A 14,917-nucleotide genomic window follows, 5' to 3' on the forward strand; every position below is an offset into this window, starting at 1 on the left:
GCTTGATGGGCGAAGGTCATCACCGAGTGCGTCCGCGCGACGTCACCAACCGAGAGAGTTCCATGCTGAATTTTGACGAAGAACGATTTCTGCGTATCCAGTCCGGCGCTTTGGTGCTGGCACAGCGCCTCGATCACGTGATAGGCACCTGCCTGGCCGCCGGCGCGCAGAACGTATTTTTCCTGGGAACCGGCGGCGCCGCGATTCTCATGCAGCCGGCTGCCCAGCTGCTGCAGCGCAACTCGCGCTTTCCTGCGTTCATTGACCTGACAGCCGAGCTGTTTATTTCGTCATCGGTAAACCTGACAGCCAAATCCGTCGTTGTCATGCCGTCGCTTTCTGGCACGACAAAGGAAAGCGTCGCGCTGCTTTCGAAGCTCAAGGAGATCGGTGCCACGGTCCTGACGTTGGTGGGGCATCAAGAGACGCCACTCGGCAAGGGTGGCGACCACGTATTCGTCAACTTCGCCGAAGACGATACGTCCTGCGAGTCCTTCTATCTGCAGTCGCTCATCATCGCACTGTCGATCATGAAGCATCGCGGCGAGATTTCGAACTACGACGGCATTCTCGGCGAACTGGCGACGCTACCCAGGCTGCTGCTTGAGGTAAAGCGCGCTTTTGAGGGCAAGGCAGAGGCCTATGCCAGGGCTCTTGCGGCGTCCGATTATCACATCATCATCGGCGCCGGAAACGTCTGGCCCGAAGCCTTCTATTACGGCATGTGCATCCTGGAAGAGATGCAGTGGATCCGCACGCGTCCCGTTCACGCGTCCGACTTTTTCCACGGTACGCTTGAATTGGTTGATAAAGAGGTCAGCGTTATCCTGTTCAAGGGCGAGGACGCCTACCGCCCATTGGCCGAGCGGGTTCAGAATTTCGTGCCCAACTATACGCAGAAGCTGACGGTTCTGGATACGGCCGACTTCGCATTGCCGGGAATATCGGCCGAGGTTCGCGCGTTGATTTCGCCCGTGCTGCTTGCAACCGTGCTGGAGCGCATCAGCGCCCATCTCGAGGTCTTGCGAAATCATCCGTTGACCACCCGTCGTTACTATAAGCGTGTTGCCTATTGAGCCATTGTGGCAAGAAGGAAGACCGCCGCAGGTGTTGGAGGCACTTGCGGCGGTCCGTTGTCTTGAAGACAAGGATTTTCTTGGGGGATGAATGCCGCGGTTCCGATTTGCAAGTGTCGGAGATAATTGCATCGATCGATTTTTGCCGCCGGTAAGCCAGTCGCTTGTCGGCGGCAATGCCGTGAACGTCGCTGTACAGCTCGCCCGGCTCGGTCAATCGGCCGCTTATTTCGGGGCGGTAGGCGAGGATGCGGACGGCGTATGGACGAGGCAAACACTCGAAGCAAATGGCGTCGAAACCGCTCGTCTTCGCATTTGCCAGGGCGTGACCGCCTATACAGACATCGAGCAGACGCCCGTGGGTGACCGGATCATGGTCTTTGAGGAGTTCGGTGTCTGCGCCGGCTACCGACCGAGCGAAAGCGATCTCGCCGTCCTAGAGGGGGTCGATCATGTCCATATCGGCTGGATGGATGATGGCGGCGCCTTGCGCCGCCGGTTGGCTGCACGGGGCGTCAGCGTGTCCCAGGATATTTCCGTCAATGCAAGCCTGGAAAATCTGGGCGTCGAAGGGCTATCGGTCGCGTTTGCGTCCGCCGGTGCGCGCGGCAAAAGGGCGGAAACCATGCTTCGCGATATGCTCGAAGGCGGTGCGCGCTGCGCTGTCGTGACCTGCGGGGCGGAGGGAGCAATTGCCTCACATCGGTCCGAAAGGGCTGAAATCGATATTGCAAGGGTGCAAGTCGTCGATACGACGGGGGCGGGAGACAGCTTTATCGCAGGCTTTCTGGCTGCTTTCATCGCTTCCAGGCCGTTGGCGGCATGCATGGAGGCCGGACGCGACTGCGCGGCAATCACCTGCACCCATGTCGGCGGCTTCCCGCAGCAACCATTGCTGCTTTAACCCACGCTAGCGGCATATGGCGCCAAGCAGGTTTGAAGACTGGGGGTGCACCGTGGCAGCGCTCAGGGCGTTCCCGTCATTCTTCAAATCACGGAAACGCCCTGGAGCCAGCAGTTGGAAGTTATCGCGCGTTGAAGCGGCCAAATCGCTCTTCGATGCGGGACTGAAGGAATTCGAGCGCCATGGACAGGATCCAGTAGATCATCGACGCCGTGATGAGCATTTCGATGTGGCGGAACTCCGTCTGGCCCTGGGTACGCGCCAGATACATGATCTCCCAAACTCCGACGACGGAGACCAGCGAGGAATCCTTCAGCATGGCGATGAACTGATTGCCCGTCGGCGGGATGATGACACGCATTGCCTGCGGCAGGATCACCAGGAACATCGTTTGGTTCGGGCTGAGCCCGAGAGCCGTTGCACCTTCGGACTGGCCGCGCGGAATGCTTTCGATGCCGGCCCGGAAAATCTCGGTCATATAGGCGCCGTAGCAGAGGGAAAGAGCCAGAATGCCGGCCGGTATGGCGCTGATGACATAGCCCACCTGCGGCAGGCCGAGATAGATGATGTAGATCTGCATCAGAAGCGGCAGGCCGCGGAAGAGCGAGGTGTAGAACGTCGCCAGGCCATAGACGACGCCGTTTCGCGAGAGCTTCGCGATCGCTCCGGCAAGGGCTATGGCGGTGGCGATGACGATCGAGATCGCGGAGATGTAAAGCGTTGTCACCACGCCTTGCGAGATCAGGAAGCCAATCTTCTTTGCGATGAAGGCGTAGGAGAGATCGAAGGTATAGAAGAAGAGCATCAGCAGAATGAGCAGCTCCATCCACACGCCGACGATCTGCTGATTGCGCGGCAGGAGCCTTAGAAGCTTGATGTTGACGGCAATGATCAGGGAGATGAGCACGGCCGAGACGAGGCGGCTCGCCTGCGGACTGTCCGTCAGCCAGCCCAGCGTCATGGGCACAAGCTTGCCGATCCAGGCGGAACTTATTCCGAGCGTGTAGAGGACCGCCGTCATCAGCGTCAGCATGATGAGCAGCCCGGTTCGCCGGGCCGCGTCCGGATAGTTCAAAATCAGTCTTCCAAGCACCATCGTTCCCCTTGATGATCTTCCTGGAACGGTTCAGCTTTTGATGGAAAGGCTGAACCGTTCCAGCTCTTTATTTCCTCGCAATTCCGGACGGAAAGCCGCTGCGCACTTTTCCTGGAGCTGCCCTAGGCGGCTCTTTCACGCCACCAGTCTTGTGCCTGCAGTTTCCAATAGGTGAGCTGCGCTGCCGCAAGTCCGGCAACCCCGCCCGCCCATACGAGACCGAAGGGCTGAAACAGGCGATAGCGATCGGATTGTCCAAGAATGCCCTCGGCCACGATCTTTCCGCCCATCGCCGTCGTGTTGAGGCCATGGCCGCCAAAGGCCGTGCAGTGCCAGACGCCCGGCATCATCTCGCCGATTTGTGGCATAAGGTGACGGGCATAAGACATCAGGCCGGACCAGGCGAGTTCGGTTTTGAGGTCGGAGAGCTGCGGGTAGGTGCCTGTCATCTCGCGGCGCAGCTCTCGAGCCAATGCCGCAGGCGAGGCTGCGCGCGTGGTGATGCGCCCGCCCCAGAGAAGGCGTTTGCCATCATCGACGACGCGGTAATAGTCGCCCGCCCGGCGATTGTCACCGATCGCGCTGCTTGTCGCGATTGCCGTGGCGATCAGCTCGGGGTTTTGCTCCGAGATCATGACGTAGGTGGCAATCGGCAGGAAGGAGCGCTTGAGCTTGCCGACCAAGGGGCCGGTATAGCCGCCTGTCGTCAGCACGACCCGCCGTGCCTTCACATGGCCATGCGTCGTTCGCACGATTTTTTCCGGGCCGGAAAGCTGGCAGTCGGTTGCTGCAGAGTTTTCATAAATCCGCCCGCCCAGTCGCTCGATTTCGCGGGCCATCGCCCGCAGATAGTTCAACGGATGGATATGGAAGGATTTCGGGCTGCGCAGCGCCTGGAAATAGCGATTGGATTTCAGAACGGTGCGGATTTGGCTGCGGTCCATGTATTCGAGGTCGCTGCCGAAATCACGGTTCATTTCCTCGGCGTATCTTTTCAGGCTATCGCCGCCATCATACCGCAAGGCACTGATAATGCCGGGTGTCGGCCTGGCGTCGGTGATATTGAGATCCCGGATGGTGTCGCGCACGAAATCGACACCTTCGATCGAGAGACGATGGATAGCCTTTGCCCTTTCCGCGCCGGTAACGCGCGCGATTGCGGAACTGTCCGTCGCAAAGCCGGCACTGACGAAGCCGCCGTTGCGGCCGGATGCACCGAAGCCGATAGATTCTGCCTCCAAAACAACCACCGCCAATTTGGCGCGCGCGAGCTGCAATGCGGTTGTCAATCCGGCAAGGCCGCCGCCGATAATGACCGTGTCGCATTCTGTGGAGCCGTTCAGCGACGGGCGGTCGCTCGTTTCGGTCATTGTCCGGCGATAGTAAGTATCAGGGTACGACATGGTCGCTCTTTCAAGGTAATCTGGAAAGGAGGCAGGTCAGGGCAGGGCGCCGCCCCGACCCATTTGCGATCAGTCGACGCTATAGTCGGCGCCATACCACTTTTTGGTAAGCGTCCCGAGCGTGCCGTCTGCCTTCATCTGCTTGATGATCTCGCCGACCTTGGCAGTCCATTCCGCATCGCCTTTTTCCGCAATGATGACGAGCGGTTCGCGGAAGGCATATTCGCCCGCGATGACGCGCAGCGGATAGCCATTCTTGATGGCGTTCTGGGCTGTCTGTTCCGGTGCTATGACGGCATCGAGACGTACGCCTGGGCCGAGGCGCAGATCGTCAAACGGCAGCATGGAGTCGGCAAAGGTGCGGACTTCGCCGGGCTCGACCTTATATTGGACCGGCGGCAGGCCGGGCGCATCGATCTGCAGATTGCGGCGAATGAAATCTTCCGAGGTCGTCGCAGTCTCGACGCCGATAACCTTGCCGTTGAGATCGGCAACGGTCTTCAGCGGGCTGTCCTTGTGTACGACGTAGACATAGGGGCTGTAGTAGTAGATGCCAGCAAAGTCGATGACCTGAGCACGCGACTTGGTGGGCGTAACGGAGCCGACGCCGACGTCATAGCGCCCTTGCCAGTGACCGCCCGTAAGGGTTGCCCATTCAGGCGTCTGGAAACTGACTTCGACACCCAGGCGCTTGCCGATCTCCCGGGAGACGTCGATATCAAATCCAACCATCTGGTTGTTGTCGTCGAGGAAGCTCTGTGGCGGCCAACCGCTGTTCGTCGCAACCACCATGCTCTTCTTCGACAAGACGCGGTCAAGTGTTGTACCGGCGTGCGCAACGGATACCATGGCGAACGCCGCCGCAGCGATCGCCATACCTTTCAAGAAATTGTTCATAGATCCTCCAATGCCAGACACTTGTTCCACCTTATGTAAGATGTCTGACAACTGAACTAGATTGCATCAGGCGCGGGGTGTCAAGAGTCCTGTCTCGGAAAGTTAATGATAGCTCGGAAGTAACTAATGAATTCCGGGCATAACTGTCCTCGGGGGCATAACTCATCAGCAAAGCGGTGAAGATCATCGAGGCAAGCTGTCAGACGAGTTTATGTCTTTTGGTGCATCAATGGATGGGTTGTGGCTTCGATTGCGGGACTAAATGAAGAGGGGCGGCATCAAAAAACTCGGCAGACGCCGGGAACATCCAGGGATATGGGCGCCGAACGGATTGATCGCGTTTTGCTGAAAGGGCCGCCGGCTTGAAGCCCTGCGGGCGCGTTGAGACGGCATGAGGCCTTGCCGTGATGGTGGACTGTTCTTTGCAATATGAGGTCATAATGAGGGGCCTGCGGGTGAGCGCTGACCCCTCGAGAATTTGGCCACCCGCGGACTGGGCGGCATGTCTGATCTATAGTTATCTTGTTTTGCGGATGCTCAGCCGTCCATGGCGCTCGATGCTTTGGGGGCCGACAGGTCCTCCGGTACCATGACAAAGTCGAAAGAGGCGTGCCACTTGTTTAAGCCTTCGCTGCGCTCGAAGTCGGCGATCAACGAAGATTTGACGCCGAAGACGGCATCGGATTCGAGATAGGCATCACCGCCTGTGAAAATATGCGTGACGATCTTTTGATGGCCCGACGCTGTCACCAGGAAATGCATGTGGGCCGGGCGGTAAGGGTGGCGGCTGAGGGCAGCAAGAAGCTCGCCGACAGGCCCGTCGTCGGGAATGGGGTAGCTGACCGGCTTGATGCCAACGAAGCTATAGGCGCCGTCGGAATCCGTGACGAAGCGGCCGCGATTGTTCCATTTCGGCTGTAGCTCCGGCTGTTGCACATCGTAAAATCCGTCGGCGTTATCAGACCACACATCGATCATCGCGCCTTGGACGGGGTTGCCATCGAGGTCGATCACCCGCCCTTCGAAGAGGCAGCTTTCCCCCTTGCCATCCAGGCTGATGCTCTCGCCCTTCTCTCGGACCGGCGCATTGGCTACATAAAATGGGCCTAAAACAGTGTTCTCCGTCGCACCGGCGGGACGGCGATTGCCAATGGCATCGATCAGCATGGATAGGCCGAGCACATCGCTCAGCAGGATATATTCCTGCCGCGTATCGGTGCAGGTTTTGCCCGTACGCGTGAGGAAGTCGATGGCGATCTCCCATTCCTGCTGGGTCAATTCGACGTCTTTGACGAAATCATGCAAATGACGAACCAGGCTTGTCATCACCTTCTGCATGCGCGGCGAGGCCGCATCCCCCATCCGGCAGTTGACGGCGTCGACGGAGTTTTCTTCGGTAAAATAACCGGTCATATGTTGTTCCTCCCTCACGCCGCCGGGCCAAGCCGCGCCGCAAACCAGTCGGCGACGAGCGCAGTTCTTTCGAAGCTGTGATTGTATATCGTGTGCTCGCCATCGGGCCAGACATGCAGCACCGCCTCGCCGGTGGCGGCATCGAGGAACGGCTGTTGATCTTCCAGCGTCACGAGCGGATCCGCGCCACCATGCAGGATGAGAAGCGGGCATGCTATGCGCTGTTGCGTCGGGTCGAAACGCAACTTCGCCATCACGGCCTCGATCACCGCTCGGTCTTCGCTGCCTATCATCGCAGCGCTCTGCTCGAAGGCCGTACGGAATGGCAGGATAGCCGGCCGGGCGAAGGAGCCGTTGATGCAGCAGGCGCCGATCCGGCTGTCGCTGCTTGCCGTTCGGGCGGCCCACAGCCCGCCATAGCTGTTGCCCCAGATACCGGGCGTGCCAAGCGAGGGGTCGGCCACGATGAAATCGACCCAGCGACCGAAGGCGGCTTCTATGCCTTCTTGAAGATAGAGCCCCTGTTCGATCCTGGTCTCACCCTGGCCCGGTCCCTCGGCCAGGATGGTGGCGAGGCCGCGCCGAGCAAGCTCCCGGGCAAGCGGAAGATAGGCTGCGCCCCAACCACTTTGCCCGCCGAAAAGGATGACGGTGCCACGTGCCGCTAGGCTCGCCGGGCGCACCAGCCAGCCGATCAGGCGCTTCTCGGAAAACTCCGTTTCGACGCGCTCGAAAGGCAGATCGAAGACGGGGCCGAGCCGTCCGCAAGCGGCAATCAGCTTGCGGTACAATTCGACCTTGCGGGGCTCGTCGAAATTAAAGGCCATCTGCGCGAAGACCAGCGCCGCGATGCCGCGCCGCCGCGCCTCGGCCGCCGTGACGACGCGTCCTTCGGCTTCGGCTCTGTCGGCCTGTGCCAGGCGCTCGGCAGCGATGGCTTCGGCGATTACGTCCCAGGGTTCACCCTCCGAAGCGCGCGCATGAAGGCGGCTTGCATCCGCATAGTCCATACCGCAATCCAGAAGCCTGGTCATGGCCATGGCGCGTTGGTGAGCGAGGTTCGCCTTGACGACGAGATCGTCCGTCACGCCCGTGCCTCCATCATCGCCTCATGGGTCAGCGTCGGCCTGCCTTGCCAATGCAGGCTGTCGCGCAAGTCACGCAACAAGTCGGGTAGGTCGCCGAGCTGGCGGACTGCGCCATACATCAAAAAATCCGGGCGGCGAAGATAGGCCGCAAAGCCGTTTGTATTCAGGAAGTCCAGCTGGACACCATCAAGGTCCGCGGCATGATCCGGAGCGGCGTCGCTGTCGCCGACGATGATCCAGCGGCCGCCGATCTGTTCGAAGAAGGAGAGGCTTTCCGAGTCGAGATAGCGAGCCGGATCGGCGTGGCTGACGATCATGAAACCGCGGCCGGCCACCTCATCCATCATGCCCTCATGCCCTTGAAGCCGCACTCGGCCCTGTGGCGTCGGTGCGCCGGTCGCAGCGTGAAGGCCGCCGTCTGCCTCGACGCGAACGACACCGGTCTCGACCTTGGGGAATGGCGGCGGTGGCGGCATCTTGCCCGACAGGAAGAGCGCGTTGCGTTCGGCGACCTTCTGCGGATCGTCCTCGTTGGCGACCTTGCCGAGCATTGTTGACATCTCGGTGATCTGCGTGACGTGCGGGCGTCTTTCCGCCTCGTAAGTGTCCAGAAGCTCCGGGCCTGCCTTGCCCTGAAGCACCAGATCCAGCTTCCAGGCCAGGTTGGCGCTGTCGCGGATAGCAGAACAGGCGCCCTGGCCCATATAGGGCATCATCGTATGGGCAGCATCGCCCACCAACATGATGCGCCCCTCTTTCCAACTCTTGGTGATTGCCGGATCGAAGGTGTAGACGACGTTGCGGATTGGCCTGATCTCATCCAGCCCGACGCCGTGCTGGTCGCGCAGCCAGGCAAGCCCGTTCTTGATGTCTTCCCAATAACTGGTTTCCTCACCCGGCAGCACGCGCATCTCGAACCGCACGCGGGATTTGCCGATCGGCATGTACATATGCGCGCGTGCCGGGTCGCAGTAAATCGAGATAATGGCAAAGCGGTCGCCCAGATCCCTGACATATTCCGAATCGAGATTCAGCCAGCGTTCGTGGTGACCATATTGATGCCGTTCCACGCCGAGCGCGCGGCGCGTGAAGCTGTTGGCGCCGTCGGCGCCGATGACATAGTCGACCTCGATGCGGCGGAGATTTTCACCGTCGCCGGAAACTGTTTTCCACGATCCGTCCCAGGGGCGGGCTACCACAAGAACCTGGTCGTCCCGTTGCTCAAGCTTCGAAACTTCCCAGCCGCGCAGAAACTCGACGTTCGGCAGCGAGGTGGCGCGGGCATAGACAGCATCCTCGATCTCCGGCTGGAAGATCGAAATATGGGCGGGAAAGCCGCATTGCTTGCCCTTCCAGTCGAGGTCGATCAGGATGTTTCCCTGATCGTCAAGGTAGTGATAGGTGTCGATCGCCTTTGCATCGCGAAGCGCATGATCGATGTCGCCCGCCGAAGCGACGAGACGCGCCGTCTCTCCATCGATATGGCTGAGGCGGGGTAGGCCGTAGGGTTCGGGCCAGCGCTCGATGACGATCACCTGATGCCCGGCCTGGCCAAGAAGCGAAGCGGCGATGAGGCCGGCAGGTCCGCATCCGATGATGGCGACGTCTCGGCGCTCGGCTGGCGCCGAGGTTGTTGATTGGCTCATGTTTTCCTCCCGTATCCGATATTTCCGGCCCCTGCACTCAGGTCGTCGGAGCATCTCCTCGCCACGCCGCCGCCAGCAACTGGCGGATATCGGTGCGTGTCACTTCCCGCGGATTCCAATAGGGGTTGGCCGTGGCGATCTCGGCGGCGCGGTCGAGGTCCGCCTCCTGCAATCCGATGTCCTTGAGCGCCGTTGGCGCGCCGATCCTGACCGCGAAGTCATGCAGTGCCGCGCCCGGCGCGGTTGTACCGAAAATCTCGGCTATCGGCTGCAGCTCGGCAGCAACTGCCCCCGCATTGAAGGCGATGGCGTGCGGCAGGATGATTGCGTGGGTCTCTGCGTGGGGCAGATCGAACGTCCCGCCGAGCACGTGGCAGAGCTTGTGATGTAGTGACATACCAACCGTGCCCAGAACCGTGCCGCAGAGCCAGGCGCCGTAGAGCGCGGCGCTTCGCGCAGACAGATCTCGTGGCGCTTCCGTTATTTGCGGCAGGGCTTCGGCAAGCGCTCTTAACCCCTCGACTGCCATCAGCGATGAAATAGGATTGCGATCGCGGGCATAAAGCGCTTCGGCGGCATGCGCCATGGCGTTAAGACCGCTGGTTACCGTCATCGGAACGGGCAGGCCGAGTGTCAGTTCCGGATCATAGATCACCACTTCCGGCAGGATGGAGGCCGCACGCACGGTTTCCTTGCGGCCCGCCTGGGTTTGTCCAAGGATCGGCGTTACCTCGGAGCCGGCATAGGTGGTGGGGATAACGATTTGCGGCGTATCGAGACGATAGGCGATGGCCTTGCCAAGCCCGGTGGTCGAGCCGCCGCCGAAGGCGACGGTGCAGTCCGCACCGCTGTCCCGCATCGCCTGAAGTGCCAGTTCGGTGATCTCCACTGGCGTATGCATGGTCGCCTGCGCAAAGGTTCCGACGGCGCGCTCCCCCAGCAATGCGGCAATGGTCTCGGCATCCTTGGCTTGCTGCGGAGTGGAAAGGACAAGCGCCCGCCTGCAGCCCAAGTCGGCAACGGCTTGGGCGACCTGCTTCCGCATACCGGCGCCGAAAAGGATCTTTGCTGGCGATCCCTGATAATTGAATGGTCTCATCAGTTCCTCCCCTAGTTGCGGATATACCGTTGTGGCTGGTCACTCTGATTGAAAGAGACTGTAGCTCCGGGCCGAGATAAATTCGAATAATGATGTTTAATGACAACATACCAGTATGGTATGTTATGAAGAGATGACACTGAGGGGAGATGCGGTCTTGCAGATCGATCCGCGCCATCTGCTGCAGATCTGGGCTATCGTCGATGCCGGCGGCCTCTCGGAGGCTGCGGCAACGCTCGGCATGACACAGCCTGGTCTCTCACGCACGATCGCCTATCTGGAAAAACGGCTTGGCGAGCCGCTCTTCTTGCGCAATCGTCGCCCCATGGAGCCAACGCCTCTGTGCCGGGATCTTGCCGATCTTGGTGCGGCCGTGCGGCGCGCCACGGCGCGGGCGAGCGATGTTGCCGAGTCATTCCGACGCGGTGAGCGCGGCGACATCAGGATTGGGGGCACACCGTTCTTCATGGATGCGCTCGTTTCGGCGATGGTCGGAAGCTTCCAAAGAACGCGACCCAATGTCCGGATCGAGCAGGTCTATGGCTATACGGCGAGCCTTGCCGAGAAGATCAGGACGGGGCAACTCGATCTTGCCATCTGCCCCGTCGAGGTTTTTGCCGATGGCGACCTGACCTTCGACCCGATCCTGACCGGGCGCAATGTCATCGCCTGTCGCGCCGGTCATCCGCTTCTGGCTTCCAAGGCGCTTCGGCCCGCCGACCTTCTGCAGTATCCCTGGGTAGAACCGCCCGCCGGCAGTCCGCTGAGTACCGATCTCAGAACTGCATTGATCAACCTCGGTGCCGAACATGTGCGCATCAATTTCTCCGGCGCCTCCTTGGCCGGGATCTTGGCGCATCTCGCCAATTCGGACGGTTTGGCAGTGCTTCCCTTCGGCGTGGTTTTTGCCCGACGGGACACCGACAATATTACAGCACTGCCGTTACTGCCGAGCGGTGTGCCGCGCGCCCTGGGCTTCGTGCAATCAAAGCTGATGCCACCGGGGCCGGCTGCACTGCAGCTCAAGATGCATGTCCTCTCCGCATTTGCCGGCCTGAAACCAGAGATGGAGCGCTATGCGCTTCATTGCGGGCTTGGCGGAATTGCCGAGCGGCCCAACTCAACAGATTGAGGGCTTGCGACTTCGACTTGTCGGCGGTTCCGGCTCGATCAGGGAGTAGGCGTTTTACCGTATGACACGATCCATGCCGGTGGCTCCTGCTCCTTGCTGCCGTCAACTTTCACGCCCTGATCGCGCGCCCAGCGATATCCCCACATCGGTCCGAACTTGGTTACGAACCGGGGCGAACTGGCATAGGCCGGATGGGCCTGCGCCTCGTCGAGCGATGCAAAGCGGTAGCCGGACGCCTGGAAAATTTCGAGCAATCGATCCATGACCGATGCGTTGATGCGGTTCAGGTGGAGCAGCATGACCGCCGGGGGCTCGCAGCCGAGAACCTGCCTGTTGAGATCGGCATAATAGGCGATTTCGGTGCGGCTATAGTCCAGATAGGCGGTTTCGATGCGTTGGCGCATGTCCTCGTCGCCAACAGTCAGCGCATGTTCATGGGCGGCGTCGAAAAGATAGTCGGACGTATCGATCGTCGACGCTGCTATTCGGTAGCCGCGCTCTCTGAGTACCGTTTCAAAGGCCTCCCGCCGATCGGCGGTGTCGCCGACATGATTGTAGGGAAACCTGAAGAACCTGAGCGATCGCCCAGCCTTCCGCACCATCGGATCGATGGTTGCTTCCCCGTCGGTCACCTCGCGGCGGAATTCGTCAAGGCTGAGGTCGTTGCTATCCCTATGGCCGAAGGAATGATTGCCCAATTCCAGGTGTCCTTGATTCCACGGCGCGAGCAGGATTTCTCCCATTTGTCCCAATGCCCGCACGCGTCTCTCAACCACAAACCCGGTTGCGGGCGCGCGACGGTGGTCCAGAGCTGCCAGTATCGATGCGTTTGCGTCTCTTGCGGCGTCCAGCGTGTTTTGGGCTTCAGGGTCGCCGGCAATGCTGTAGGGAAGATCGTCGAAGGTAATCGCCACGCTTCGCTGCGATGGCGCGGAGCACGGCTCCTGCCGCAAGGCCTGAGCGCCGGCGTGATATGAAACAGCAGTAAGCGCCACGGCGCTCGCTATCGCCCACCGAAATAGGGATCGCAGGCCCCTCGCAGTGCCTGTGCTTTTTCTCTGAATCGACTTCACTGGCTTCGTTACTTCTCGACATATCAATGTGAGGTTAAAGCGCGAGGGTTGCAACAGTATTGCGTGTATCGCGAACAATCACTCTCGGTGAAGCGCATGGAGCGCTGCGGCGTCTCGATGTGACGGCGCAGCAGCTCCATAGGTGAGCCACGGGACAATGGGCGGCCGTGAGGCGGTCGCCGTGGTTGAAATCGTTGCGCCTTCCATGTGCTTATCGGGCGAGCGTTCTCAACTCGGTTGGATTGTCAATAATCAGGTCGGCTCCCGCGGCTTCAAGCTCGTCCCGGTTTCCGTAGCCCCAAAGAACGCCGACGGCGCGCATCCGGTTGGCGTGGGCACCGATAATGTCGAATTTCCGGTCGCCGATCATCAGGCAGTCCTCGGCTGCCAGCCCGGTATCCTTGAGAATATGTGCCAGCAATTCCGGCTTATGATCCAGGCCGGCGCCGGGCACGGAGCCATATATGCCCTGGAAGCGGTCCGACAATCCATGATTGTCGAGAATGCGCTGCGCGAAAGTCTGTCGCTTCGACGTCGCAAGAAGGAGGCGGACGCCTCGGGAATGCAGCTCGACTAGCGTCTCGCGGATACCGGGATAGAGTTCGCTCAAGAGAAGGCCCCGATCCCCGTAGTCGGCGCGGTAGGCGTCGACAGCCTCAGCGACACGGTCATCACCGAATGAGCTCAGAAGATACCGCATCACATCCTCGATAGGCGGTCCTATGATCGAGCGGATATCCATCTCTGGGTCAGTTTCGTGGCCGAGGGCACGCAGCGCCGCACGGCAGCTGGACAGGATACCCGGTTGGGAATCGACCAGCGTTCCGTCGAGATCGAGAAGGAGGTTGGAAGCGGTGTGAGGCACGAGAACTCGCTTTCTTGATGTGGGTCAAAATAGGTTGTTCATAAATGCTGATATCGTGGCCGTGGGTCAACGGAGGCCAGCGGCAATGTGATGGTGGCAGCGCTGCTTTTCCCAAACCATACGGTTGGCCTGCGGGTGCTCTCGATCATGGTCAGCGTTTCTGTGCCGACATCTCCCTGCGAAATGCAGCGGGGCTTCTTGCCGTCCACTTTCGAAATGCGCGATGGAAGGCGCTTGGTTCGGAAAAGCCAAGGCGTGTGGCGATCTCTCCGACACCGAATTCGGTCGTTTGCAGCATCTCGATCGCAAGGTCGCGGCGGATCTCATCTCTGATCGCAGCGTAATTCTGGCCCTCGGCATGCAGGCGATGGCGCAGGGTCGAAGGCGACATGCGCATTTGCGCAGCCAGCTCATCGAATGCCTTCCAGGATGCAGGCGGCAATTGCCTGAGCCGCTTGCGCACGCTTGCCGCAAGGCCTGCGTCGTAGCGATAGCGCACGAGGATATTGGCCGGCGCATTGCGCAGAAACTGCTTCAGGGCCTGCTCGCTGCGTGTTACCGGGAGTTTGAGCAAGGAGACATCGAATGCGAGCCTGCTGACCGGCTGCGAGAAGCGCACGGGCGCCCCGAAGAATTGCCGGTAGTCGGCGCCATGATCCGGCTCGTCGCAGCGAAAATCGACCATACGCAGAGGGATGCGGCGGCCGATGAGCCAGCAGGCGATGCCGTGCAGCAATATCCAGTATGTTCGATAGGCGAAAGCCGAGCGCGCGCCGGTCAAATCGGTCAGCACCACATGCGCCAGCCCGTCGGCCACTTCGATATGCCCTTTCGGATCTTCCAATACAATGTTCAAAAACCGCAAAGCTCGGTGCAGTGCTTGGTCGAGGGTTTTCGCGTGGAGGATGCAATGGCAGAGCAGCGTAAAGCTGCCGCGATGCATGGGCCTGCCGCCCATGCCGAAGAACTCGTCGTCGATTTCGGCGGCGATGGCGAGCCAGAGAGCGCCGTAGCTTTCGGCTGATATCGGCGCGTCGACGCGGGTGGGGAGGCCGAGCGCCGTCAGCAGCCGCTCGGACGATTTTCCCTGTCGCCGTAAGCAGTCGAGCGCTTCCTCCACGAAAAAAGGTGATATCATCCGCCGTGCGGCTTCCGTCATCGTCATGCCCTATGAAACATGGTAAAACTGGCCGATGGTTTGAGACGCTTTTGTCATCGAATGCAA

Annotated in this window: 13 protein-coding genes; 3 read left to right on the plus strand and 10 right to left on the minus strand. The window is 60.3% G+C overall.

Annotated features, from left to right (window positions below):
- The first annotated feature begins 62 nt into the window (after window positions 1–62).
- Together GGD46_RS15535 and GGD46_RS15540 are read left to right on the plus strand one after the other, a co-directional pair.
- A complete protein-coding gene (locus tag GGD46_RS15535) occupies window positions 63–1,076 on the plus strand; it encodes an SIS domain-containing protein (RefSeq protein ID WP_184705346.1) in 1,014 nt (337 codons plus the stop codon).
- A gap of 91 nt (window positions 1,077–1,167) precedes the next feature.
- Window positions 1,168–1,980 (plus strand): PfkB family carbohydrate kinase, encoded by an 813-nt coding sequence (locus tag GGD46_RS15540; RefSeq protein ID WP_184705348.1) that lies wholly within the window; start codon window positions 1,168–1,170, stop codon window positions 1,978–1,980.
- A 121-nt stretch (window positions 1,981–2,101) separates the two neighbouring features.
- Here GGD46_RS15540 and GGD46_RS15545 read toward each other — a convergent pair whose 3' ends face one another.
- The 7 genes from GGD46_RS15545 to GGD46_RS15575 form a co-directional block, all read right to left on the minus strand.
- Complete coding sequence (locus tag GGD46_RS15545; RefSeq protein WP_184705619.1) at window positions 2,102–3,073, minus strand: amino acid ABC transporter permease; 972 nt, start codon at window positions 3,071–3,073, stop codon at window positions 2,102–2,104.
- A 125-nt stretch (window positions 3,074–3,198) separates the two neighbouring features.
- Window positions 3,199–4,479, minus strand: coding sequence for an FAD-binding oxidoreductase (locus GGD46_RS15550; protein WP_184705350.1), 1,281 nt, complete (start codon window positions 4,477–4,479; stop codon window positions 3,199–3,201).
- A 69-nt stretch (window positions 4,480–4,548) separates the two neighbouring features.
- On the minus strand, window positions 4,549–5,376 hold the full coding sequence (locus GGD46_RS15555) for a transporter substrate-binding domain-containing protein (protein WP_184705352.1): 828 nt from the start codon (window positions 5,374–5,376) through the stop codon (window positions 4,549–4,551).
- Between the two features lie 537 nt (window positions 5,377–5,913).
- The gene (locus GGD46_RS15560; protein WP_184705354.1) at window positions 5,914–6,789 is read right to left on the minus strand and encodes an intradiol ring-cleavage dioxygenase; all 876 of its coding nucleotides are present in this window, start codon (window positions 6,787–6,789) and stop codon (window positions 5,914–5,916) included.
- Between the two features lie 14 nt (window positions 6,790–6,803).
- On the minus strand, window positions 6,804–7,877 hold the full coding sequence (locus GGD46_RS15565) for an alpha/beta hydrolase family protein (protein ID WP_184705356.1): 1,074 nt from the start codon (window positions 7,875–7,877) through the stop codon (window positions 6,804–6,806).
- The gene (locus GGD46_RS15570) at window positions 7,874–9,523 is read right to left on the minus strand and encodes a bifunctional 3-(3-hydroxy-phenyl)propionate/3-hydroxycinnamic acid hydroxylase (RefSeq protein WP_184705358.1); all 1,650 of its coding nucleotides are present in this window, start codon (window positions 9,521–9,523) and stop codon (window positions 7,874–7,876) included. Before GGD46_RS15570 ends, GGD46_RS15565 begins: the two co-directional genes overlap by 4 nt.
- Window positions 9,524–9,560: 37 nt before the next feature.
- Window positions 9,561–10,625 carry a maleylacetate reductase gene (locus GGD46_RS15575; RefSeq protein ID WP_184705621.1) on the minus strand — a complete coding sequence of 355 codons (1,065 nt, stop codon included), beginning with the start codon at window positions 10,623–10,625 and terminating at the stop codon, window positions 9,561–9,563.
- Window positions 10,626–10,779: 154 nt separating this feature from the next.
- On the opposite strand from GGD46_RS15575, the gene GGD46_RS15580 reads away from it, so the two are divergent.
- Window positions 10,780–11,754 (plus strand): LysR family transcriptional regulator, encoded by a 975-nt coding sequence (locus GGD46_RS15580; protein WP_210325587.1) that lies wholly within the window; start codon window positions 10,780–10,782, stop codon window positions 11,752–11,754.
- Window positions 11,755–11,792: 38 nt separating this feature from the next.
- On the opposite strand, the gene GGD46_RS15585 is transcribed toward GGD46_RS15580, so the two are convergent.
- From GGD46_RS15585 to GGD46_RS15595, 3 genes are all read right to left on the minus strand, one after another.
- Entirely contained in the window at window positions 11,793–12,827 is a 1,035-nt protein-coding gene (locus tag GGD46_RS15585; protein ID WP_409527686.1) for a polysaccharide deacetylase family protein, read from the minus strand.
- Between the two features lie 211 nt (window positions 12,828–13,038).
- Window positions 13,039–13,692: an HAD hydrolase-like protein gene (locus tag GGD46_RS15590; protein WP_184705364.1), complete on the minus strand. Its 654-nt coding sequence runs from the start codon at window positions 13,690–13,692 to the stop codon at window positions 13,039–13,041.
- Between the two features lie 151 nt (window positions 13,693–13,843).
- A complete protein-coding gene (locus tag GGD46_RS15595) occupies window positions 13,844–14,851 on the minus strand; it encodes an AraC family transcriptional regulator (RefSeq protein WP_184705366.1) in 1,008 nt (335 codons plus the stop codon).
- Window positions 14,852–14,917 lie beyond the last annotated feature (66 nt).

Source organism: Martinezella lusitana (genome assembly GCF_014207095.1).
In the GTDB taxonomy this organism is placed as follows: Bacteria; Pseudomonadota; Alphaproteobacteria; order Rhizobiales; family Rhizobiaceae; genus Rhizobium; species Rhizobium lusitanum_B.